Here is a 23,109-nt window from a genome sequence, read left to right as displayed (position 1 = left end):
CATTTTATGGTATAATAACCTTATTTAATAGAATTATAGGGGGTGGATTTTAATTTGAAAAAAACTTTTAAAATTCTTTTTATTATAATTTTAGGTTTAATTTTAATTTATTTACCTTATTATAAAAAAGATATTTCCTTTGAAAAAGCTTTAAAAAAGATAAATCATAAAAATTTAAATATTCCCATATCTAAATTAAATATTAGAGAATTTATATCTGAAATTCCAAATGAAGATATACTAACTGCTAAAGAACACGCTTTACTATTTTCAACACCTCACGTAATATCTCCTACTGCTATAACCAGAAAAGAAGCTATTTATGATGTAGAACTATATTTTAAAGCTTTAAAATCTAGCTACGCACCATATAATTATTATGGTAGTGATAAATTTTTTTTACAGGCTAAGGAATCAGTTTTAAGTTTTATTGGTAATAATGACGTAATTAATGTAGCTGAACTAACAAAAACCTTAAAAGATAATCTTGCTTTTATACCTGATAGGCATTTTTATATAGGGAACAATGGTTTTGATTTAGAAGATACTTCTAGATATTACACAAATTCAAACCTAGGAATTTTAAAAAACAAAATAGGCTATTATGTAGAATATGGAGGTGTTTTTTACTACATTAAATCTATAAACAAAGATGAAAACATTGAAAATTACTTATATCTTTCAATAAATACTGAAGGTAAGCTATTATACAATTTAGGTGTTTTAGAAAAATGTTCTGGACAAGCTTCAAGAAACTTAAATGTTGTATTTTATAGAGGTGAATCAGAATATACTAAAGATATTGAACTGAAATTATCAAATACTCTTTCAGATGAGTCTATTTCACCTTTAGACTACACAACTATAAATAATGTTCCTATAATATCTTCCAGAGAAGTTCCCTACAATATAGGTTTAGAAGGAATAGATTTCATTAATACTGCTTCTAAAGTAAAGAATTCCCCTGTAAGTATATTAGATTTACGTGGTAATAATGGTGGTGATATATTGACTGCTTTATACTGGATAAATGAATATTTTGGAGTTTCATCTCAAGGGAAGGGTCTTTTTCTACTTCTTTATGGAAGATCTAAGGATACCCCCTCCTACTACGATTTTAACACCTTTCATAAGGACCTAAAAACTTTACAACTTGAAAAAATTCATGCTTATTATTATGAACATATACCTAAATCTAAAAAAGAGCTTAATAAAAATTTAAATACTATCTTTGTTCTTACAGATAAAAAAACCTCCTCAGCTGCTGAATTCTTTGTAGAGCATCTAAAGGATTTTGAAAATATTGTAGTAGTAGGTACTAATACTCATGGTACTCTTGAAAGTTCTAATGTAGAACTGGGTTACCTTCCCAATTCCCATATTGAATTTTCCTATGGAAACTGGTTAAGGCTATATGATGAAAAGTTTTTTAAGGAAGGTGAAGGTATCAAACCTGACCTATGGGTAAATGGAGAAGATGCTTTAGAACTAACTCTAAAACTTATTGAAAATTATAATTTAAAGTAACTATTTAAGAGGTTGCCTTACTTTTTAGGCAACCTCCTATTATAAACCTATAACTTATTTACTTCTCTCTCAATTCTTTCTAAAGCTTCTTGAAGAACAACCCTACTAGTTCCTATATTCATTCTTTGGAACATAGCTCCATCATGTCCAAACATGCTACCATCATTTAACCATACTTTACACTTTTTAAGGAAGAACTTACTTAATTCTTCTGGCTTCATATTTAATCCTGAGCAATCAAGCCACAATAAATAGGTTCCTTCTGGTTTTCTAATCTTAATTTTAGGAATTCTTTTATCAAAGAATTCTAAAGTGAAGTCAATATTATCTGCTAAATATTCCATAAGGCCTTGATACCATTCTTCTCCACTAGCATAAGCTGCTTCTTGTGCTACTGCCCCTAATGTAGTCGCTCCTTCTATACAGTCTTTTTCCATTTGTAGTATATATTGAGTTCTTAATTTCTCATTTTTAATAATTATATTAGCAGTTTTAAACCCTGCAATATTAAATGTTTTATTTGGTGCTGTACAGATTATGGAATTATCAGCAAATTCTTCACTAATAGATGCAAATACAGTATGTATATTAGGTTTATAGACTATATCTGCATGAATTTCATCTACTACTACTAACACATTATTTTTTATACATATTTCTCCAACTCTTTTTAATTCTTCTTTAGTCCATACTCTTCCTACAGGATTATGGGGACTACAAAGGATTATCATCTTAGTTTTTTTAGTGATTATACTTTCTAAGTTATCAAAATCCATTTCATATCTACCATCTTTACAGATTAACGGATTTTCTACAACCTGACACCCATTATTTTTGATAATACTATAAAAAGGATGATATACCGGTGTTTGAATTATAATTTCATCTCCTGGTTTTGTATAAGCAGCAACTATTGTTTTTAGTCCTGGTACAACTCCCGGAGCAAACTTCATCCACGCCTTTTCAACTTTCCATTGAAACCTCTTATCAAACCAATTTATAGCAGCTTTGTAATATGATGGTGGCGTAAGGGAATATCCAAAAATAGGATGTTCTAACCTTTTTCTTATAGCATCTCCTATTTCTTCTGGCACTTTAAAATCCATATCTGCCACCCATAGAGGTATAATTTCACTATCATTATATGTTCTATTTATTAAGTCCCACTTTAAACAGTTACTGCCTATCCTGTCCACTTTTTCACTAAAACTGTATTTCATTTTCCTTACCTCCTATAAAATCATAATAAATTAATAATAATAATTGTTAGCTATTAACTTAAGATATACAATATAATTTTATCACTATTTTTATCAATGTAGTATTATAACATTCTATAGATAACCGTAAATGTATGAAATAAAACTATAATTCATATTATTCCATAATTTATATGTATAATCTTATTAGATAGATTATTTTTCAATAACCACGTAAAATGATAGGAGAATTAAAATGAAAATAAGAAAAGAACTACCTGAAATATTTGAAGACTTTGCAGAGGCTAGGAGAAACTCCTTTATTGCAGCCAAAAAACTTAAAGATGAAAATATACCTTTAGTAGGAGTATTTTGTACTTATATGCCACAGGAATTACCTCTTGCCATGGGTGCAAGTGTTGTATCTCTTTGTTCCATGTCTGATGAGACAATTGCAGAAGCTGAAAAAGAATTACCGCGTAATCTATGTCCACTTATCAAATCAAGTTATGGATTTGCAAAAACAGATAAATGTCCATTCTTTTACTTTTCTGATTTAGTTGTAGGTGAAACTACTTGTGATGGAAAGAAAAAAATGTATGAATATTTAAGTGAGTTTAAGCCTGTTCATGTTATGGAACTACCAAACTCTCAAAGTGAAGAGGGTTTAAAACTTTGGAAGAAAGAAATAATAAAATTTAAAGAGGTTCTAGAAAAAAGATTTGAAACCACTATAAGTGATAAAAATATTAAAAAGGCTATTAAATTAAAAAATGAAGAAAGAAAAGCTCTTAAAGCCTTCTACGGTCTTGGAAAACTTGATCCACCAGCGATATTAGGACAAGATATGTTTAAAGTTCTTTATGGTACTACATTTAAATTTGATAAAGCAGAGGTACCAAAAGAAATATATGCCCTAAGTGAGAAAATTAAGGGTGAATATGAAGTAGAAAAAAAATATGAAAAGAAACCTCGTATTCTTATAACTGGATGTCCTATTGGTGGAGCTACAGAAAAAGTTATAAAAGCAATAGAAGATAATGGAGCTCATGTCGTGGCTTTTGAAAACTGTACTGGTGCTAAAGCTATCGATGAATTAGTAGATGAAAATAATCCTGATATCTATGATGCTATTGCTCGTAAATATTTAAATATTGGATGTTCTTGTATGACACCTAATCCTAACCGTACAGATCTACTTAATAGAATGATAGATGAATATAAAGTTGATGCAGTGGTGGATGTAGTACTTCAAGCCTGTCATACTTATAGCGTAGAAACATTGCAAATTAAAAGATTTGTTAATAACACTAAAAAAATACCTTACATCAGTATAGAAACAGATTACTCTACTGCTGACATTGGACAACTTAACACTAGAATGGCAGCTTTTATAGAAATGTTATAGCACCTTAAACTACTGCTTAGGTAAAAATTAGCTATGCAAGTTCATAATAAATCCAAAAGCCTCAAGATAAATAATTTCTTGAGGTTTTCCCACTTTATCTCCTTTATTCCTCTAGCATGTTTTTTCTAATTGATGCTATAATACTATTAATACTAAAGAAACTGGCAAGGAGAGTTTATAATGCATAGACAATATATTAATTATTCTGCAAACATGCCTATATCTATTTCTTTTAATACCATTAAAAACTATCCAATCCATTGGCATTATTGCATCGAAATTCTTTATGTTATAAAAGGCACAATCAATCTATATATAAATACTGAAAAATATGTAATAAGTGAAAATCAAATTGAAATTATAAATATAGATGAAGTTCATAGCATTGAAAGTGATGATCCTGACAATAAAGTACTCATATTTCAAATAGATCCCTACTTTTTTCAAAAGTACTATAACGATATTGAGAATATGTTTTTTTATACAAATTCTTCTAGTAAGGCCTCTCAGCTTGGGGAAGAGTATGAAGATTTAAGAGTATTTCTTTGTCAAGTCCTTTGTGAAACAGTACAAAAACAAGATAATTATGATGAAGAAATTGAAGATATCCTTGTAAAACTCCTTTATCATCTAATAAACAACTTTAACTATTTAATTCATGAAAAACAAGAACTTAAAGAAAATAAAGATCAACTTCAAAGATATCATAGTATATCTAAATATATTTATAATAATTATCAAAACAATATAACCCTTAAAGATATATCTAGTAACGAATATCTAAGCACCCATTATTTATCAAGAGAAATAAAATATGCTACAGGATATTCCTTTACTGATTTTCTAAATCTTATTAGAGTTGAAGAATCTATAAAGTTAATTTTAGATACAGATATGACACTATCTGAAATTTCTGAAGAAATTGGTTTTTCTCATACTAGATACTTTAATAAGCACTTTAAGCTTCACTATAAGCTTACGCCTTTACAATTCAGAAAAAAATATAAATCTACTCCTGAAGTCCTAGAAAAGTTAACTAAATATATAACTCATCCTTTAGAAGAAAGTCTAGATGAAGTAATATATTATCTGGAGGACTACGACAGGTTTAATTATGAGGACAAAATTCATCAGTTAAATATTAATATGGAAAATTGTATAGGTGAATTTGATAAGAATTTTAATAGAATTATAACCATTGGTGATGCCTTTGACCTTTTAATTGAAGATAATAAAGATACACTAGAAGAACTTCAAAGGGAAATGGATTTTGAATATGGACGGATCCTAAATTTATTCAGTACTGATATGGCTATTTTCCCTGGCTCTAAATTTCATAACTGGAATAGAGCAAAGGATGTACTAGAGTTTATAGAATTTTTAGATATAGTGCCTATAATTGTTTTAGATATAGATAGCACTTATGAAGAACATATAAATGCCAATAACGATGAAAGCTATGAAGTTGCATCAAAAAATATATTACCTCTTAAAAATTCTATAGATATACATGAAGATTTTAAAAATATTCTTCTATCCTTCATGGAATATTTCAGTGCAATAGAAACCCTTAATTATAAAAATTTTAGATTTGAATTTTCCTCTACCTTTCCTGAAAATTTGAGGACTTCAATTAAAGAAATATTAATTTACAATAAATTAGATTTTGAAGAAGAACCTTTTATGATAAAAAATGAAGTAAATAACATATATGATACAGCCTATATGATTCCATTTATTATTGATAATGTAGTAAATCATAAGGGAGATTTAAGCTTTATAAGGGCCTTCGACGTCCTTGATAAGCAAGTAAATATAACTAATGAACTATTCTTTGGTTATCCTGGTCTTATCAATGATAAGGGAATAAAAAAACCTGCATTTTATGCCTATTCACTTTTAAATAAATTAGGTAATACATTAGTAGCAAAAGGTGACGGATATGTAGTTACTAAAACTAATAATCAATATGAGATTTTACTTTATACTTATCATGATAAAATTAATGATTTAATTTCTATGGCAAGTTTTTCAAAACTTAGAGGTATAAAAAATGCTACTTCGAAAAAACTTTCTCTTAATATAACTAATATTCATTCAGATATTAATGTAACTACCTATGAAATAAATGAAAAGATTGGTTCATCCTATAACTATTGGATTGATATGGGGAGACCAACTAGACTTAACAAAGATGAAAATGGTATTCTTCATAAAGCTTCTTATCCTAATATTAGATTTAAATACTTTAAGAAGAGTACAGTTATAAATATTTTAGTTACCCTAAAAACCTATGGAGCTGCATTAGTTATAATTAATGAAGTTCAGAAGCCTATTAAGATTAATTAATTTTACCTCAATTTATATGAAGATATATATACTTTCAGTTAAAATTTATTATGTTATGTATAAAATATATTGATTTTAAGTACAAAAACATCCTAATCAAGGTGCTTTTGTGCTTTTTCCTATTTTTAACCAATGACTATTTGGGCGGAATAGTACTTTTTGATGGACACTTAAGTGAATGTTTATTTAATTGTTTTCAACTATAATATTAATATAAGATAAAATATCTTAATAATAAATTAAACATGAAGACAAAACGTATTTTTCTATAAAAAACAAAGAGAACTTTTTATAAAATAAACCCAAGAAAAATATGCAGAATTTTCAAATAAATGAGGTGAAACTAATGGGAATTAACCCTAAAATATTTTCGGATGGAAGGACATATAGAGTATTATTTAAGTTTGCCATACCTGCAATTTTTTCTTTGCTAGTAGCGGAACTCTATAACATGGTAGACACAGTTTTTGTTGGTAGATATATTGGTCCTAATGCTATCGGTGCCTTAACAGTTGCATTTCCAATTCAACGCTTTCTTATAGCAATCGCTTTCTTAATTGGTGTAGGAGCTTCAACCTACGTTTCAAGATATTCCGGTGAAAAACAACCTGAAAAGATTAAATCTACAATAATTAATTCAATATCTGTTACAATAGTATCTTTAACAATAATCCCTCTATTTTTATTCTTATTTAGAGGTGGATTATTATATAAACTTGGTGCAAGTGACGTTACTTTTGGACTAACTAATGATTATATATCTATAATTTTTATAGGAGCAATATTTCAAGGATTAACTATAGTATGCTCTCAAGTAATGACAGCTTTAGGAAACTCTAAAATAGGTCTTTATGCTAACAGTATCGGTGCACTTCTAAATATTGTAGTTGACTACATATTAGTAACTCATTTAAATATAGGTATAGCTGGTGCAGCTATTGCTACTGTAGCTTCTCAATTTGTAGGCTTAATTTTTGTTCTATATAAGTTTAAAGATGTAACTAAACACTTTAAAATTAAACTTTCAATAAATAATATTCTTCCAAATATAGATATTACATTAATTAAAGGATTAATTGCTGTAGGATTTTCAACCTTTGTTATTGAAATATCAGATGCAATAGTTTCTGTAGTTTTAAATAACTTATTAATTTCTAGAGGTGGTAATGAAGCTATAATAATAGTAGGCGTTATTACTAAAATATCTATGTTTATGTTTATTGCAATAATTGGTATAAGTTCTGCTATGCAGCCAATTGTAGCCTTTAACTTTGGTGCAAGAAACTTTGATAGAGTTAAAAATACAGTTAAAGCATCTATAAAAACTGTGACAATAATCTCTTTAATATTTGGAGTATTTATTATGTATTTTGCTCCAAAAATGATAGGCTTGTTTTTAACTGATGCAAAGTTATTACCTGAGGCTGTTAAGGCCCTTAGAATATGTATATTCCTACTTCCTTTAGTTGGTTTATATTATATAGGTATATACTACTATCAAGCAATTGATGAAGCTAAAAAAGGATTTAGATTATCTTTATTTAGACAACTAATAGTATTCATTCCTTTAGCTATAGTTTTTGTAAATATTTTTGGTACCATAGGTGCATGGATTGCATATCCTGCTTCAGATTTAATTTCTGCAGTAACATCTTTTTATTTATTAAATAGTACTTGGAAAAAGGATGGAAAAGAAGAGACTACTAAAACCGTAATAGCTTAATAAAAAACTCCTTAGAAAATTATATTCTAAGGAGTTTTTGTATAATATTTACAATTTAAGCACTAGGATGTAAATCTTAGTGCCTTTTTCAATTAAAAGCTACTTTACCGTATTTTTAAATTGTAAGTTGCAAGGATCTATATAATTATCAATAACATCAATACCTATATATTGTCCAGAGCATAAAGGTTCTTTAATAGCTAATTGGAAATAAACTGTGTCTGTTCCACAACTTCCGCTTCCTGTATATTTAGCAATTTTAAAATCTTCTGCAATAGGAACTTTAACCCATTTACAAGGCCAAACCCAAACCCACTTATATAATATTACAGCAACTATATATTCTTTATTTCTACAAAGATTTTTAACTTTAATAGAAAACTTAACTATTCTACCTGTAGTTGTAGCATCTATTACTCCTAATTGTCCAAAATCTTGTGGACAATTACACGGTATTAGAATTGGTCCTATTCCACCCTTTGGAGCTTCACCTTTGGGACCTTTATCTTCTTGAGCTTCATATTTTGTAGGCATTTCTAAGTCTTTGCCTTCATCTGGCATTGAATACATATCTTTTGGTGTAGGATTAAAATTTTCATCTGTCATATATCTTAATTCTCTATCAATTGTATTCATATATTACACCTCATACACTAATATATTTTGTTTTAATTACAGTACTTCCTTTGTTTATATATTTAGTATCACCTGTACTTTTCGAATAATTTTTTATCCTTAATTTTATTCTGTTAATATATTATATGTATATAGAATTTCAATGTTACTCTATTTCTGTATAAATAGCATCTTAATATCATTAAACTAAAAAACTATCTCAAAATAAGCTAAACCTTAATATAAAGTTTAGTGATTCATTTTGAGACAGTTTATTTTTATTACCAATCTTATATATATTATTTATTAGTACCATTAGTAGTAGAATATACACCTCTATTTAAAGCATCATGTATAGCTGATGTTACCTTACCTACTTCAACTTTTTGATCCATATCCTTAACTATGGAAGAAGGGTTATATAAATCATTAAGACTTTGTCTTATATCTTTATCCTTTAAATAGTTTATCAAAGCTTCATAATGATTTCTCACATTCTTGAAATTACCATCTTCTAAATAATTCTCATCATTATTAGATAATGCTATAAATTTAATATCCTTAATTTGATTGTTAGCTAGAGTAAATTCAACTGTTAATTCATCCTCATCTATGTATGAACCACGATATATACCATTAGAATAATTATTTTTGGTTAAATCAATACCGAAGAGTGTATTGTCATTACTATTATTGTCATTAATGCCTAAAACTCCGCTATCATTAGTTCCATTCCCATCTAAGGTTGTATTTTCACTATTTGCTGTTCCATTTTCAGTTTGGTTCTGAGTAACCTCACTACCCGTATTTCCTGTATTACCTGCAGTATCATTATTAGTACATCCTACAAGTCCTGTGGTTAATGCTATTGTTGCAATTAAAAGCGCTATTCTTTTCATAATAAACCTCCTGTGCACATTTTTATGATTATAGTATAAGCATATACACAGTTATTATTCTTATATTGGTTTTCCTATTATTTCTTTTCTTTCTCCAACATACAAAAGTTAAATACAAAAATGCTTTACTTTATATTGTTAAAATAAAATATTGCAAGTTGGGTTCTATCTCTAAGATTTAATTTTTCTAAAATACTACTTATATAGTTTCTTATTGTACCTTCACTCAAAAATAATTTTGCTGATATTTCTTTATTGGAAAGTCCTTTAGAAACTAAAGTGATTATTTCAATGTCTCTATCAATTAAATCATACTTTGATATATCTTTTTTATTTTCAGTACTATTTAACATGGTAGGAATTTTAGATATAATTTCTTGTCCAAAAACACTTTGTCCAAGTTCTACTGCCTTTAAAGCAGGTACTATGCTTTCAAAATGTTGTTTTAAAATATATCCCTTAGCACCAACTTTTAATGCGGTTATAATATATTCCTCATCCTCAAAGGTAGTTAGAAATAATATTTTCCCCTCATTATGAGATTTTAAAATTTTTTGTGCAGCCTCTAACCCTGACATTCCTCCCATGCGAATATCCATAAGTAATATATCTGGAGCATACTTATTATACAGCTCTATAGCTTCTTCACCGCTATATCCAAGGGATATAACCTTTATATCCCTTGATGTCTCTATAATTGTCTTTAATGATGCTGCTATAAGCTTATCATCATCTATAATAATTATTCTCATAGTAACCCATCTCCCTTCATAATAGAAATAAATATTTTAAATCCTTTTGAACTATCAAAATTTACAATTCCATTTAAACTATTTACCCTCTTTTCAATGCTTTGTAATCCCATTCCACCATCTATACTTGCCTTCTTTTTACTTCCATCATCTAAAATAATAACTTGATATAATTTTGGATGTTCATATAAACTTACAGTTACTGTAGTGGCATTGGAATGCTTTATTATATTAGATAGTGCCTCTTTTACAATAGCAATAATAGCATATTTAACCTTAACATCTGGATTAGAAGAAAACTCATAATGTAACGTAGCCTTACAAAACTTAAATTCATTTATAAGCTTTGAAAGTTGTACATATAAGTCAATAGAATCTTCATGTAAATTATGAATACTACTTCTAATAGAATCCATACCTTGGTCCAAGGTAGATTTAATGTCCTCTAGAAGTCTTTTTGTTTGCTCCTCTTTAGTAATTGCCATAATAGCACCAATTTGCAATATAGAGCTAGTTAAAAGGTGTCCTACATTATCATGAATTTCTCTTGAAATACGATTTCTCTCCTTTAAAGTTGCAAAATTCACTTCAAAATCTTGTTTATATTGTAATTCCTTTACCTTCTCTTCCAATACTATAGATATCTCAGTTAAATCATCTCTTTGTTTTATAAATTTATCATGCAATTTTTCATATTTCACAGTATTAAACTTTAATATTGCTGATGTACTAAGAAGTCCAAGAATCATTATACTAATAATATGTGAATATTTATGTATATTCATAAGGTACGGAATTAAAGTTAAGATGCATATATATTTATACTTTGAAAAAATAGTATCATAAAATATTATAGGAATACCCATGAGAAATTCAGGATATACAATGCAAAGGATACTATATACTATTAATGCTATTACATTTAATTTATCCTTGCTAAAATATTCTAGAAAACAAGTTATTGCCACTGTAACTAAAATTGGTAATATTGATTTTTCTATACTATAATTTTCTATAAGTAATAATGCCGAACCTATAAGCAAAATAATTTTATTTAATATATTATTCATCTATACTCCCTCACTTTATATATCTATAATAACATATACAAATTTCTTAATGTGACAAATGTAATGTAATATTAATGACAAATAGCACTTACCTACAAAGAGATTCTCTAATAAACTATAAGTATAAACTAAATAAAGTAAGGAGTATTAACTATGATTGTAAAAATAGAAAACCTAGTAAAAAGATATGGTGAACTAATTGCTTTAGATCACTTAAATTTGGATATTAAAAAAGGTGAAATATTTGGTCTTTTAGGTCCAAATGGTTCTGGTAAAACTACTACCATAAACTGTATGCTATCTCTGCTTAAATATGATAAGGGAACTATTGAAATCCTAGGAGAGGAAATGACTCCAACAAATTATAAAGTAAAAAAAGATATTGGAATCGTCATGCAGAATGTGGCCGTCTTTGATGAATTAACAGTGTATGAAAATATTGATTATTTCTGTGGATTATATGTAACAAATAAGAAGGAACGAAAAGTACTTGTGGAGAGGGCCATTGATTTTGTTGGTCTTTCAGATTACAAAAAATTTATTCCTAAAAAATTAAGTGGAGGACTTCTTAGAAGATTAAACATTGCTTGTGGTATAGCTCATAATCCAAAACTAATCATTTTAGACGAGCCAACGGTAGCTGTTGACCCTCAGAGTAGAAATCACATTTTAGAGGGAATAAAAAAATTAAATGCCGAAGGAGCCACAATTATATATACCTCACACTACATGGAAGAAATTGAACAGCTTTGTACTTCAATCGCTATTATGGACAAGGGTAAAGTCATTGCTAAGGGCACAAAGGAAGAACTAAAGTCAATTATTGATTTAGGTGAGAAAATAACTATTGAGGCCTTTGATTTAAATGAAAATCATATAAAAAATATAAATGCTCTCCCTAATGTTATATCAGTAGGCTATAAAAATAATTTACTAAATATTAGAACAAAAAGTGGACATAGTTCTCTTGGGGACATTGTTAGTTATATTGGAGATAATAAAATAAGTTATGGGAAAATTTACTCAGAGCAACCTACCTTAAATGATGTATTCTTGGAAATTACAGGTAAAGAGCTTAGAGATTAAAGGAGGAATATAGAATGTTTTGGCATATTTTTAAGTATCAACTTAAATGTCGTTTTAGAGATAAATTAAGTGTCTTTTGGACCTTATTATTTCCAATTGCATTAGCTACCATTTTCAATTTAGCCTTTTCAAATATACTCACCGGTGAAGAGTTTGAGAAAGTTAATATTGCTCTTGTAAGTAATAGTAATATACCTGAAAGCTTTTCTACAGCTATGAAGGAAAGTGATTTATTTAATATAGAAAGTACTGATGAGAATAGTGCGAAAGAATTACTTTCTAAAGGTAAAATTTCAGGGTATATATCCTTTGTAAATAATATTGAAATAACTGTTGCAAAGTCTGGTATTAACGAGTCCATAATAAAAGCCTTTGTAGATAGTTATAGTCAAAAGTATTCCACCATATCAAATTTAGTATCCATAAACCCAAGTATTATGAATGAAGATTTTATGAGTAATATTGATCTTTATAGTAACTACACAAAAGATAAAGAATTGAATAGCTCTACAAACGTAGTTGTAATTTATTTCTATACCCTTTTAGCTATGACTTGTATTCTAGGTTCAACCCCTGGTTGTACTGATGTTATAAACATCCAAGGAAATCAATCTCAAAGAGCAGCAAGAATTAATATAGCTCCTGTGAATAAAATAAAAACCTTTTTAGCTGCTATAAGTGCTACTTTATTATTTTATTTTTCAACAGTTCTAATAGTTATACTATATATTTCTCAAATTTTAAAAATAGACTTTGGTAACTCCATAGGTTATGTAATTTTACTTTGCTTTGTAGGCTGCTTTAATGGAATAACTTTGGGTGCCATGGTAAGTTCTTTAATTAATAAAAAAGCTAGCGTAAAGGAAGGAATTTTACTGGCATTTACAATGGTCTGCTCTTTTTTGTCTGGAATGATGGCAGTTCAGATTAAATACTTCATTCAAGATAAATTTCCTATCTTATCTTATATAAATCCTGTTAACTTAATTACTGACGGATTTTATTCATTATACTATTATAGTACCTTTGATAGATATTTTCTTAATCTAGGTCTTCTATCCTTGTATGGAGTTATATTCTCAATAATTACTTATCTAGTTTTAAGGAGGCAAAAGTATGCAAGTATTTAAACAGTATTTTAGAATAGTAAAAAAAAGTGCCCTTTCCTCTTTACTGCTTTATATGGCTATATTTATATTTATGACAATTATTTTTAGTAATGTTGGGAATTCTACAGATTCAACCTCTTTTGAAACTGAAAAATGTAAAGTCGCAGTTTTAAATAATGATAATTCTCCTCTTTCAAATAATTTAGAAGCATACATTGAAGAAAATTCTAAATTGGTAAAAATTAAAACTACTGATGAAGGAATAAGAGATGCATTATTTTTTAGAGAAGCAGAAATTGTAATCACCATCCCAAAAGGATTTGAAGATAGTTTTCTTCAAGATAATTCCTATACTTTAGAAACTCAAAGTATACCTAACTCTTCCAGTAGTATTTTTATAAAATCAATGATAAATAATTATCTTAACACAACCAAAGTTTACATTGATAATACTAAGAACTTAAACTTTGAAAAAATAAGTGATCTAGTAAATAAAGATTTATCTATAGATACAGAAGTTACTTTAGCAAAGGATAATAAAGAAGATACTAAAAGTAGCGTTACCTATTACTTTAACTATTTAGCTTATCCTATGCTATGTATGTTAATACTTGGAATATCTATAGTATCAAATATTTTCAATTCTCCAGACTTAAAAAGGAGAAATTTATGCTCACCTATTAATTCCTATAACTTCAACATGCAGATATTTTTAGGAGATATGGTTTTAGCATTATCTACTTGGACTATATTCATGGCACTAGCAATAGTAATGTATCCTAAAGACATGTTTTCTTTTAGTGGAGTGTTACATGGTATAAATTCTCTAATCTTTACAATAACGTGTTTATGCCTTAGCTTTTTAATTAGCAATATATCTACTAAAAATTCCATAGGCCCAATTTCTAACCTTGTGTCTTTAGGTTGTTGCTTCTTAGGAGGAGCCTTTGTTCCTCAACAACTTCTCAGCGAAACAGTAAAAAGTACTGCTATATTTAATCCAGTATATTGGTTTATAAATATAAATGATAAACTTAACGCCCTATCAACATTTAATATGGATACTCTCACTCCACTCCTATTTGAAATGTTAATAATGTTAGCTTTTTCAGTAGCTTTCTTAGGAGTAGGTTTAGTTATCATGAAACAAAGAAGAACTAAATATTAAATGAAAATAAATACCTAGCTCTTTAATTATAGTGCTAGGTATTTATATATATAATTTTAAATATCATATTTATATTCCTTCCAAAATAGTAACTAAAACTTACTTTACTTAAAATGCACCATTACTTTTATTAACAAATTCATTAACTTTATAGGCTAAATATATATTGAAAATTTCCTCCACACTATTAAAATTAACATCAGTTAATTCAAATATTTTTTGTAATCTAATTCTCATAGTATTTCTATGAATAAATAGTTCTTCCGCTGAATGTTGTATACTCTTATTATTTTTTAAATATACCAATAAAGTTTTATATAAATCTGTGTTTTTTTCATAATCATAGGCTTTTAGTTTCTCTAGAGTTGTATTTTTAAAATCTTCAAAAGACATCTTAGGATTTGAATCAATAAGTTCATATATAAGTATACTATCGTAGCTTATGCTTAGAGCCTCTGGGTAAACTAGTTTACCTATATTCAAAGCCTTTACCCCTTGTTCATAATACTTTTTACAATCTAAAATGTCATGAAACACTTTGCTAAATCCTAATCTTATGCAACTATCCTTTAAAAATTTATCCATTTTATTTTTATACTCATTACTCATATCTTCAATATTCTTATCCCATATGAATATAATATTGTTATTATAATACACCGAATTATCTACATAAAAAAAAGACTGAAACATATCATGAAGGTAGCTAAAGGATTTTCCCTTTGAATCATAATTTGATATATCAAAAACTAAAACATAAATTTCCTTAGAGAATTGAACTTCAGAAGCTTGTAGTCTTTTTTTTAACTCTCTTTTAGTTAAGTTATTATCAAGAATATCATAAATTAATTCATCATATAAAGTATTATTTGTATTTCTATACATATCACTTTTCTTCATTTCTTCCCCAATAACTCTACTTGTTATTGACAATAGTTTTTCATCATAAGATGAAAATTCATTTTCGCACTGAAGTAATATTATATTCCCGACATGCTTATTATTAACTTTAATCTTACATATTAGTTTTTTGTTAGGACTCTCTGGACATTCTACCTCATAAACCTCATCTTTCTCTAACCCTTGTTGGACACTTGAAAGATTTCTTACTGATGTTATAAATTCATAGGAACAAAACCCTTGTTTTATATTACCTCTCCAAATTTCATCATTAACTTTCTCTTCATCCGAGTGAGCTAATATTTTATAACTGAAATTTATTACCACAACTGGATTCTTCAACATTTCTGAAGCAACTTTAACTATATTATTAAGACCTTTATTAGATAAATAAGAATCAAATAAAACAGATGTATAATGTTCAATCTCTGATATACTCATATCATCACACCCCTTAATTAAATTATAGTGCACTGTGCACAATAATGTCAATTATATTTGACTACCATATACATTATATATTTTTTAACAATCTAATATACTTAACTTAGAGGTGATTAATTAATGAAATATGAAGCTATTTTTTCTAAAGGACAAATAGGTAAATTAGAAATTAAAAACAGAATCGTTATGCCTGCTATGGGGACTTCTTTGGCTAGCTTTACTGGTGAAGCATCTGATGAAATCATTAGATATTATGAGGAGAGAGCTAAAGGTGGTTGTGGACTTATAATTACTGAAATTACTAGAGTTGATGATGAAAGTGGTATTGGTACTCCAAACCAACTTTGTGCAATGGACTTAAAGCATATTCCTAGACTGGAAAGGCTTGCTAATGCAGTTCATAGGTATGATACTAAAATATTCTTACAACTTCATCATCCTGGTAGAGAAAGCCATGGGAACATAATTGGTGGAAAACAAATAACTGCTCCAAGCCCAATAATGTCATCTGCCATAGGAGAAATGCCTAGAGAACTTTCTACAGAAGAGGTTGAAGGTTTAGTTGAAAAATTCGTTTTTGGAGCTTATATTGCCAAATCTGCTGGTATAGATGGTGTTGAGCTTCATGGTGCTCATGGATATTTAATTGGACAATTTATGAGTCCACTTACAAACCTTAGAACTGATAAATATGGTGGAAACTTTGAAGGACGTATGAAATTTATTACTGAAATAATTCTAGGTATAAAGAAAACTTGTGGCAAAGATTTTCCTATCTCTGTGAGAATTGACGGGGACGAATTTGTACCTGGTGGATTCACTCTAGAGGATGCCGCTATGGCAGCTAAATACTTAGAGAATTTAGGCATAAATGCTATAAATGTAAGTGCAGGTACCTATGAAAGTGTAAACACAATTATAGAGCCTATATCTTATCCTCAAGGATGGAAGAAACACCTTTCTGCAGCCATTAAAGAAGTGGTTAATATTCCTGTCATAGCCTGTGATGTTATAAGAAAACCTGATTTTGCAGAAAGTCTTTTAAAGTCAAATAACTTAGACTTTGTAGCTATTGGTAGAGGTCAATTAGCTGATGCTGAATGGGGAAAAAAAGCCTTTGAAGGAAGAGAATCTGAAATTAGACCTTGTATTTCTTGCTTATACTGCATTCAAGAACTTATGGACTGCAAAACTATAAAATGTGCTGTTAATCCTAGAATGGGTAGAGAACTAGAGTTTAATAATCTAAAGACTGATGGTAATAATCGTGTTGTAGCAATTCTAGGTGGTGGACCTGCTGGAATGGAGGCTGCAAGAACACTATCTCTAAGAGGTTTTAAACCTACAATTTTTGAAAAATCAAAAGTCCTAGGTGGAAGTGTTGTACCTGGAAGCACTCCTCCTCTTAAAGAAAAATTAGATTGGTATCTAGATTATCTTAGAAATGAAATGAAGAGATTAAATGTTGAAGTTAAACTTAATACAACTCCATCAATTGAAGATCTTCAAACTTTAAATCCATATCATATATTTGTAGCTATTGGTGCTAATCCAATAATTCCAAACCTTCCTGGAGCAAACATAGGAAATGTATGTAATGTTATGGATATCTTAAATAAAAATATAACTTTATCTAATAAACATGTAGTGGTGGTAGGTTCTGGTATGACTGGGCTTGAAACCGCTGAATACCTTGCTCATGTTGGAAATAAAGTCACCGTAATTGAGATGGCAGATAAAATTGGACCTGATGCATATCTTCCAAATCTAATAGATGTTACTACTAGACTTAAAAAATATGATGTGGTTATGTATCCTAATATGAAGCTTACTGAAATTAAAGATAAAGAAATTCTAGTAGAAAATATGAAAACTAAAACTATGGAAACCATCACAATGGATAATGTGGTACTATCCCTTGGTGTTAAGGCAGATAAAGATTTTATATCCATCCTAAAAACTGCCTTTAATAATAAAATTACTGTTATTGGCGATGCTGAAAAGCCTGGTAGAATAGGTCAAGCTACAAAGGCAGGATTTGAAAAAGCTTATTTCCTAGAATAAATTTATTTATAGATGGCGGCTACAGTAAATTTAAAATATACTCCTTAATAAAATTATAAATAAAGTGTGAAGCAGCTTAATTATAGCAGTTCCACACTTTATTTTATTGAGTTATTATATTTTATTAGGCTAAATCCTTTTTATTATAAATAACATAAGTAGTTACAATAGATATAGCAATTATTCCTAATCCTAAAAGTACATATTTCACTTCAAACCCATTATTTAACAGTTTGGCTGGAACTACATAATCAAAGGGTGATAAATATAAAAATCCTTCTAGTTCATCTTTCATCTTACCTATAATTCCAAATATATAAGTTGTAAAGAATACTCCTAGTGCAATGGATGTCCCTTGTTTGCTAGATTTTATTATAACCGATAATAAAAATCCTATGGCCATAAATATATATCCGAGAAAAGCCATTCCTATAAATAAAGTTTTTATATCCATTAATAGTGTCATAGTTTCAACCTCTTCTGGCTTTACAGCCATAGAAATTCCCATAGTTACAACTCCAACTATAACAATAAATAGGTAAAATATAATTGCTGAGGAAATTAATTTTGAAGTTACTATTTTATTTCTCGTAATTGGCTTAGAATATAAAAACTCAATGGTACCTTCACTTTCTTCTTTTACTAAAGCAGATATTCCAAGAATTATTCCATATATTCCAGCTGCCATAGATATATATTGAATTGCATAGGCTAAATAATCTGAAATGTTTCCAAAATCTACAGCATCTTCGAGATTAAAAGCCTCTAATAGTGCAGGTGGCAAAGCATCTAATTTTGTAGCAACAATTTCCTGCATTCCACTATCCTTCATGCTAGGGAATAATGCCATAAACATTATTACTAGTACTACACATACTACAGACCAAATAATAGCAGATTTTAATAGTCTTCTAAATTCAAACTTGAATATATTCATCCTAATTCTCCCCTTCTCTCTTATAATAATCCATAAATGTATCCTCTAAAGTATGCTCACCTATAAGTAACTTCTCCACATTAAACTTAGCAATTTCTTTAATTAATTCATCAATATCTCCTATAAAACTAAAAGTTATTTCACCTTTATTATTTTCTATAACCTCTCCCTTAAACTCTTCAACCTTCTTGTTATCTATCCCCTCAGCTTTTAAGGTAATTTTTACTCCTATTTTTCTAGCAAGCTTATCTATTTCAATTACATCAATAATCTTTCCATCTTTTATTACTGCAACTCTATCACATAGATTTTCAACTTCAACTAAATTATGAGAAGATAAGAATATTGTAGTTCCCTTAGCTCTCTGTTTTTCTAGTATATTGAAAAGTTTTTTTTGTATAAGTGGATCTAGTCCATTAGTAGGTTCATCAAGAATTAAAAGCTTAGGATTATGAATAAGCGCTTGTACTATAGCTACCTTTTTCTTGTTTCCAAGACTCAATTCACTCATTTTTTTCTCTAACTCTACCTCTAGTTCTTTGCATAGTTCATCAGTATCTTCCTTATTAGTATTTTCGTAAAAACTCTCAGCATATCTTATAATATCTTTAACCTTCGATTCATCATAAAACTTTACTTCACTAGGTACATACCCAATATACTTTTTTATTTCACTACTTTCTTTAACTATATCCTTTCCAAGAATTGTTCCATACCCAGAAGTCGGAAAATTAAAATTTAAAAGAGTTCTAATAGTAGTAGATTTTCCTGCTCCATTTGGACCTACAAATCCAAAAATTTCTCCTTCTTTAACCTGCAAGTTCACATCTACTATTCCTCGATTTTTTCCATAACTCTTTGTTAATTTGTTAGTTTCAATTATATTCATTACTATCCCCCTATTTATCATCAAATTTTGAACTTTTATACAGTTTCAATTTTTCATTAAATCTTTCTCCTGAAACCTTATTATATAATGCAATAGACCCAGTAAAGGAAATAAAACATACAGTAAATATACTTAATGCAATAGTAAAATTATTACCGCTACTTAAGTCAAACCAATTAAAGATTATAGCTAATATATAACCTATAAAAACAAGCAACAAATAATGAATAATTATCTTAATCCAAGTCTTTACCTTCATAAATATATTAGATGCATATATAATATATTGGAGAAGAGTTAAAATTATAGATATAAATATCATCTGCCATATTAAACTTAAATGAATACTTTTTTCTCCTAAAAAAGGAGCAATAAGAGTATAAATAACAACCTGAGATGTAAAGAACATACATGTTATTATCTTTATTTCTAATGTGTTCTTAAAAAATTCTTTCATACAATACTCCTCCTATAAATCTAATTTATTTTTTAAAATAGGTACATACTGTCTTGAAACTACTAATTTTTCATCATTATCTAGAAGTATCTCTATTCGTCCTCCAAACATAGGGACTATATTTTTTACCTTCCGCAGATTTATAATAGTAGATTTAGAAGCTCTAAAAAAATCTGTATTTTTAAGTCTTTCTTCTAATTCATAGAGTCTTAAATGTGTCTGAAAAACCTCCTTATCCATATAAATAAAGGTTTTCTTATCAACTGACTCAAAGTAAAATATCTCATTTGTATCTAGAATAAATATCTTTCCATCCTTATTCCCTGTTATTTTTTCTTCTAAGGCTTTAAGTTTAGATATAATTCTTGTCACATTTTCATCTATTGTTTTGCAGTTAATTACTATTTCTACATCTTCAATATCTTTAACTTCATTTATTATAATCTTCATTTAACGCCTTCCTTTCTATTCAATTTCTTTAACCATTTAAAAAATTCAAATTATCTATAATCTATAGTTTAAGTATATTCTTTAAAATTTATTAAGACAATCATATCCTTCTAAGCTGCATAAATCCTATCCTAAGTTGCATATAAAAAACTTCATCCTAAAGCTAATTATCTTTAGGATGAAGTTATTTTGAATTTATTATTATTTGTTTTCAGAATTTAACTCACTGTTAAAATGTATTTAAATATTGTTATAATATATTCATTTATTATTTGTTCTTCTTGGCAGCTTTTCTCTTTTCTGTTTCATCTACTACTAAAGCTGCAACTGCAGAGCCTGTAACATTAGTTGCTGTTCTCATCATATCAATTATAGAATCAACGGCAATTATCATTGCCATACCTTCTATGGGTAATCCTAATGTTGCTAATACTACTGTTGTAGACATAGTTGCTGAACCTGGAACTCCTGCAATACCTATTGATGATACTATAGTAGTTAAGACTATTAAAGCGTATGAGTAAATTGTCATATCCACGTTAAATACGTTAGCAACAAATATAGCTACTATAGCTGGATACAATCCTCCACAAGCATTCATTCCTATAGTTGATCCAAGAGGTGCTACAAAGCTAGCAATATTTTCAGATACTCCAGCTCCTTCAACTAAAGATTTTATAGTTACTGGTAGTGTTCCATAGCTACTTTGACTTGTAAAAGCCATTGTTTGAGCTGGGAAGATTCCCTTGAAGAATTTTAAAGGATTTTTCTTCGTTACAAAGGCGATAAGTGGAGTATAAACCACTATAAACTGAAGTATAGCTGCTATATAAACTGCCGCAATAACCCATATTAAGGATTTAATAGTCTCTAATCCGTTGCTTGCTACAGCCTTTGCAATTAAAGCAAAAACTCCATAAGGTATAAATTTTAATACAATTTGAGTTATTCTCGATACTATAGTATGAGCTGATAACACAAAATCTTTAAAAGGTTTCGCTTTAGTTGGATTTATATTATCTTCTGTAACTAAAGCTATCGCTACAAATAGTGAGAATATAACTATGGGAATTATTCTATTATCTACTATAGATGCTATTGGATTTGATGGTAGCATGTCCACTAGTACTTGAGTAAATGTAGGTATTTCTCTAGCTACAAATTCTTCTGCTCCCGGAAAAGTTAATCCTTGTCCTAAGTTAAATACCTTAGCAACTACAATTCCTATAGCTGCTGCTATACCTGTAGTTCCTAATAAAATTCCTAGCGTTTTAATTCCTATAGATTTTAATGTATCTAAATTCTTAAGTCTAACTATACTTGTAATTAGTGAAACCATAACTAAAGGTACAACTATCATTTTAATTAAAGACATATAACCTTTTCCAACTATATCTAAAAACAAAATGTTTTCTTTAAATATTGCTCCTAAAATAACTCCTAAAGTCAGTGCTGTTAATGTAGTATAAGTAAATTTATTAGTCTTTTCTTCAACTGCATATATGGTAAACACTGCTAGTAATGATAGTATTACTGCTAATATTAAATTTATATTCATTTTAAAATCTCCTTTTATTTTTTATTTTATTTTATTTAGTAATTTTGAATTTACTTATAAGCATTTTAGTAGAGCTTCCTTATTTTATTTGTTCTTTGCTGGCCAGCAAAATTCTATAAGCTACTAATTTTACCCATAAACTTATAGAACAAAAAACCTTCTGCCCCTGTAATATACAGAGGCAGAAGGTATACTTCCGCGGTTCCACTCTTATTAGATATAAAAATATCTATCTCATTTTAGGTACTACATACCCTAACTCTGTAATGGGAGTTCCCATAAAAACCTACTTGCTTCGGCTTTTCTGCTCCAAGGGGCACTTCACTAATACTTATTATAGGTTATCTCAGCAAATTAACCCTCTCTGTAATAACTTATACTAATTACTTTCCCTTTTCGTTGCATTTGTAAATTCATATTTAACTGTTATCATAGTATCCTATTTTAATTTAATAGTCAACACCTTTTATTCATGAAATTTTTTCTCTGATCGATTTATGATAAT

At 28.5% G+C, this 23,109-nt stretch carries 19 protein-coding genes and 1 other annotated feature; of the genes, 8 read left to right on the top strand and 11 right to left on the bottom strand.

Annotation, left to right across the window (positions count from 1 at the left end; all coding sequences use genetic code 11):
- Positions 1-54: 54 nt before the first annotated feature.
- Positions 55-1,527, top strand: coding sequence for a S41 family peptidase (locus tag B3J31_RS04330; RefSeq protein WP_346873681.1), 1,473 nt, complete (start codon positions 55-57; stop codon positions 1,525-1,527).
- Between the two features lie 47 nt (positions 1,528-1,574).
- On the opposite strand, the gene B3J31_RS04325 is transcribed toward B3J31_RS04330, so the two are convergent.
- A complete protein-coding gene (locus B3J31_RS04325; RefSeq protein WP_346873680.1) occupies positions 1,575-2,747 on the bottom strand; it encodes a MalY/PatB family protein in 1,173 nt (390 codons plus the stop codon).
- Positions 2,748-2,982: 235 nt separating this feature from the next.
- Here B3J31_RS04325 and B3J31_RS04320 point away from each other — a divergent pair, with 235 nt between their 5' ends.
- From B3J31_RS04320 to B3J31_RS04310, 3 genes are all read left to right on the top strand, one after another.
- Positions 2,983-4,134 carry a double-cubane-cluster-containing anaerobic reductase gene (locus tag B3J31_RS04320; RefSeq protein ID WP_346873679.1) on the top strand — a complete coding sequence of 384 codons (1,152 nt, stop codon included), beginning with the start codon at positions 2,983-2,985 and terminating at the stop codon, positions 4,132-4,134.
- A 180-nt stretch (positions 4,135-4,314) separates the two neighbouring features.
- Positions 4,315-6,483 (top strand): helix-turn-helix domain-containing protein, encoded by a 2,169-nt coding sequence (locus B3J31_RS04315; RefSeq protein ID WP_346873678.1) that lies wholly within the window; start codon positions 4,315-4,317, stop codon positions 6,481-6,483.
- 346 nt (positions 6,484-6,829) lie between these two features.
- Positions 6,830-8,206, top strand: a complete 1,377-nt coding sequence (locus tag B3J31_RS04310) for an MATE family efflux transporter (RefSeq protein WP_150845771.1) — start codon at positions 6,830-6,832, stop codon at positions 8,204-8,206.
- A gap of 99 nt (positions 8,207-8,305) precedes the next feature.
- Here B3J31_RS04310 and B3J31_RS04305 read toward each other — a convergent pair whose 3' ends face one another.
- From B3J31_RS04305 to B3J31_RS04290, 4 genes are all read right to left on the bottom strand, one after another.
- The gene (locus B3J31_RS04305) at positions 8,306-8,842 is read right to left on the bottom strand and encodes a hypothetical protein (RefSeq protein WP_346868341.1); all 537 of its coding nucleotides are present in this window, start codon (positions 8,840-8,842) and stop codon (positions 8,306-8,308) included.
- Between the two features lie 278 nt (positions 8,843-9,120).
- On the bottom strand, positions 9,121-9,720 hold the full coding sequence (locus tag B3J31_RS04300) for a hypothetical protein (protein ID WP_346868342.1): 600 nt from the start codon (positions 9,718-9,720) through the stop codon (positions 9,121-9,123).
- A gap of 125 nt (positions 9,721-9,845) precedes the next feature.
- On the bottom strand, positions 9,846-10,472 hold the full coding sequence (locus B3J31_RS04295) for a response regulator (protein ID WP_150845768.1): 627 nt from the start codon (positions 10,470-10,472) through the stop codon (positions 9,846-9,848).
- Entirely contained in the window at positions 10,469-11,542 is a 1,074-nt protein-coding gene (locus B3J31_RS04290) for a sensor histidine kinase (RefSeq protein ID WP_346868343.1), read from the bottom strand. The genes B3J31_RS04295 and B3J31_RS04290 overlap by 4 nt, the downstream gene beginning before the upstream one ends.
- 153 nt (positions 11,543-11,695) lie before the next feature.
- On the opposite strand from B3J31_RS04290, the gene B3J31_RS04285 reads away from it, so the two are divergent.
- Genes B3J31_RS04285 through B3J31_RS04275 form a run of 3 tightly spaced genes read left to right on the top strand, consistent with a single transcriptional unit; the run spans position 11,696 to position 14,905 of the window.
- Positions 11,696-12,628, top strand: coding sequence for an ATP-binding cassette domain-containing protein (locus B3J31_RS04285; RefSeq protein ID WP_207656788.1), 933 nt, complete (start codon positions 11,696-11,698; stop codon positions 12,626-12,628).
- 14 nt (positions 12,629-12,642) lie between these two features.
- Complete coding sequence (locus B3J31_RS04280; protein ID WP_346868344.1) at positions 12,643-13,758, top strand: ABC transporter permease; 1,116 nt, start codon at positions 12,643-12,645, stop codon at positions 13,756-13,758.
- A complete protein-coding gene (locus tag B3J31_RS04275; protein WP_346868345.1) occupies positions 13,745-14,905 on the top strand; it encodes an ABC transporter permease in 1,161 nt (386 codons plus the stop codon). The genes B3J31_RS04280 and B3J31_RS04275 overlap by 14 nt, the downstream gene beginning before the upstream one ends.
- A gap of 108 nt (positions 14,906-15,013) precedes the next feature.
- Here the strand turns inward: B3J31_RS04275 and B3J31_RS04270 are convergent, their stop codons facing one another.
- Positions 15,014-16,246, bottom strand: a complete 1,233-nt coding sequence (locus tag B3J31_RS04270) for a PucR family transcriptional regulator (protein WP_346868346.1) — start codon at positions 16,244-16,246, stop codon at positions 15,014-15,016.
- 123 nt (positions 16,247-16,369) lie between these two features.
- Here B3J31_RS04270 and B3J31_RS04265 point away from each other — a divergent pair, with 123 nt between their 5' ends.
- Positions 16,370-18,313, top strand: coding sequence for an NAD(P)/FAD-dependent oxidoreductase (locus B3J31_RS04265; RefSeq protein WP_346868347.1), 1,944 nt, complete (start codon positions 16,370-16,372; stop codon positions 18,311-18,313).
- Between the two features lie 124 nt (positions 18,314-18,437).
- Here the strand turns inward: B3J31_RS04265 and B3J31_RS04260 are convergent, their stop codons facing one another.
- The 5 genes from B3J31_RS04260 to B3J31_RS04240 all read right to left on the bottom strand — a co-directional run bounded on the left by B3J31_RS04260 (position 18,438) and on the right by B3J31_RS04240 (position 22,604).
- Complete coding sequence (locus B3J31_RS04260; protein ID WP_346868348.1) at positions 18,438-19,250, bottom strand: ABC transporter permease subunit; 813 nt, start codon at positions 19,248-19,250, stop codon at positions 18,438-18,440.
- A gap of 1 nt (position 19,251) precedes the next feature.
- Positions 19,252-20,139 carry an ABC transporter ATP-binding protein gene (locus tag B3J31_RS04255; protein ID WP_346868349.1) on the bottom strand — a complete coding sequence of 296 codons (888 nt, stop codon included), beginning with the start codon at positions 20,137-20,139 and terminating at the stop codon, positions 19,252-19,254.
- 10 nt (positions 20,140-20,149) lie between these two features.
- Positions 20,150-20,596 (bottom strand): DUF3021 family protein, encoded by a 447-nt coding sequence (locus tag B3J31_RS04250; protein WP_150845763.1) that lies wholly within the window; start codon positions 20,594-20,596, stop codon positions 20,150-20,152.
- Positions 20,597-20,608: 12 nt separating this feature from the next.
- The gene (locus B3J31_RS04245) at positions 20,609-21,046 is read right to left on the bottom strand and encodes a LytTR family DNA-binding domain-containing protein (RefSeq protein ID WP_346868350.1); all 438 of its coding nucleotides are present in this window, start codon (positions 21,044-21,046) and stop codon (positions 20,609-20,611) included.
- 268 nt (positions 21,047-21,314) lie between these two features.
- Entirely contained in the window at positions 21,315-22,604 is a 1,290-nt protein-coding gene (locus tag B3J31_RS04240; protein ID WP_346868351.1) for a dicarboxylate/amino acid:cation symporter, read from the bottom strand.
- A 174-nt stretch (positions 22,605-22,778) separates the two neighbouring features.
- Positions 22,779-23,013 (bottom strand) — a binding site (T-box leader).
- Between the last annotated feature and the right edge of the window lie 96 nt (positions 23,014-23,109).

Source organism: Clostridium sp. UBA5988, assembly GCF_002435615.1.
Taxonomy (GTDB): domain Bacteria; phylum Bacillota; class Clostridia; order Clostridiales; family Clostridiaceae; genus Clostridium_J; species Clostridium_J sulfidigenes.
Note: the sequence above shows the minus strand (reverse complement) of the source record. Positions and strands in the feature narration are given on the sequence as shown.

What these genes read in the sequence shown, in the direction of transcription:
- B3J31_RS04270 (WP_346868346.1), bottom strand. Translation starts at nt 16,246, where the DNA reads ATGAGTATATCAGAGATTGAACATTATACATCTGTTTTATTTGATTCT.
- B3J31_RS04265 (WP_346868347.1), top strand. Translation starts at nt 16,370, where the DNA reads ATGAAATATGAAGCTATTTTTTCTAAAGGACAAATAGGTAAATTAGAA.
- B3J31_RS04275 (WP_346868345.1), top strand. Translation starts at nt 13,745, where the DNA reads ATGCAAGTATTTAAACAGTATTTTAGAATAGTAAAAAAAAGTGCCCTT.
- B3J31_RS04320 (WP_346873679.1), top strand. Translation starts at nt 2,983, where the DNA reads ATGAAAATAAGAAAAGAACTACCTGAAATATTTGAAGACTTTGCAGAG.
- B3J31_RS04250 (WP_150845763.1), bottom strand. Translation starts at nt 20,596, where the DNA reads ATGAAAGAATTTTTTAAGAACACATTAGAAATAAAGATAATAACATGT.
- B3J31_RS04300 (WP_346868342.1), bottom strand. Translation starts at nt 9,720, where the DNA reads ATGAAAAGAATAGCGCTTTTAATTGCAACAATAGCATTAACCACAGGA.
- B3J31_RS04315 (WP_346873678.1), top strand. Translation starts at nt 4,315, where the DNA reads ATGCATAGACAATATATTAATTATTCTGCAAACATGCCTATATCTATT.
- B3J31_RS04325 (WP_346873680.1), bottom strand. Translation starts at nt 2,747, where the DNA reads ATGAAATACAGTTTTAGTGAAAAAGTGGACAGGATAGGCAGTAACTGT.
- B3J31_RS04240 (WP_346868351.1), bottom strand. Translation starts at nt 22,604, where the DNA reads ATGAATATAAATTTAATATTAGCAGTAATACTATCATTACTAGCAGTG.
- B3J31_RS04290 (WP_346868343.1), bottom strand. Translation starts at nt 11,542, where the DNA reads ATGAATAATATATTAAATAAAATTATTTTGCTTATAGGTTCGGCATTA.
- B3J31_RS04255 (WP_346868349.1), bottom strand. Translation starts at nt 20,139, where the DNA reads ATGAATATAATTGAAACTAACAAATTAACAAAGAGTTATGGAAAAAAT.
- B3J31_RS04285 (WP_207656788.1), top strand. Translation starts at nt 11,696, where the DNA reads ATGATTGTAAAAATAGAAAACCTAGTAAAAAGATATGGTGAACTAATT.
- B3J31_RS04280 (WP_346868344.1), top strand. Translation starts at nt 12,643, where the DNA reads ATGTTTTGGCATATTTTTAAGTATCAACTTAAATGTCGTTTTAGAGAT.
- B3J31_RS04245 (WP_346868350.1), bottom strand. Translation starts at nt 21,046, where the DNA reads ATGAAGATTATAATAAATGAAGTTAAAGATATTGAAGATGTAGAAATA.
- B3J31_RS04310 (WP_150845771.1), top strand. Translation starts at nt 6,830, where the DNA reads ATGGGAATTAACCCTAAAATATTTTCGGATGGAAGGACATATAGAGTA.
- B3J31_RS04295 (WP_150845768.1), bottom strand. Translation starts at nt 10,472, where the DNA reads ATGAGAATAATTATTATAGATGATGATAAGCTTATAGCAGCATCATTA.
- B3J31_RS04260 (WP_346868348.1), bottom strand. Translation starts at nt 19,250, where the DNA reads ATGAATATATTCAAGTTTGAATTTAGAAGACTATTAAAATCTGCTATT.
- B3J31_RS04305 (WP_346868341.1), bottom strand. Translation starts at nt 8,842, where the DNA reads ATGAATACAATTGATAGAGAATTAAGATATATGACAGATGAAAATTTT.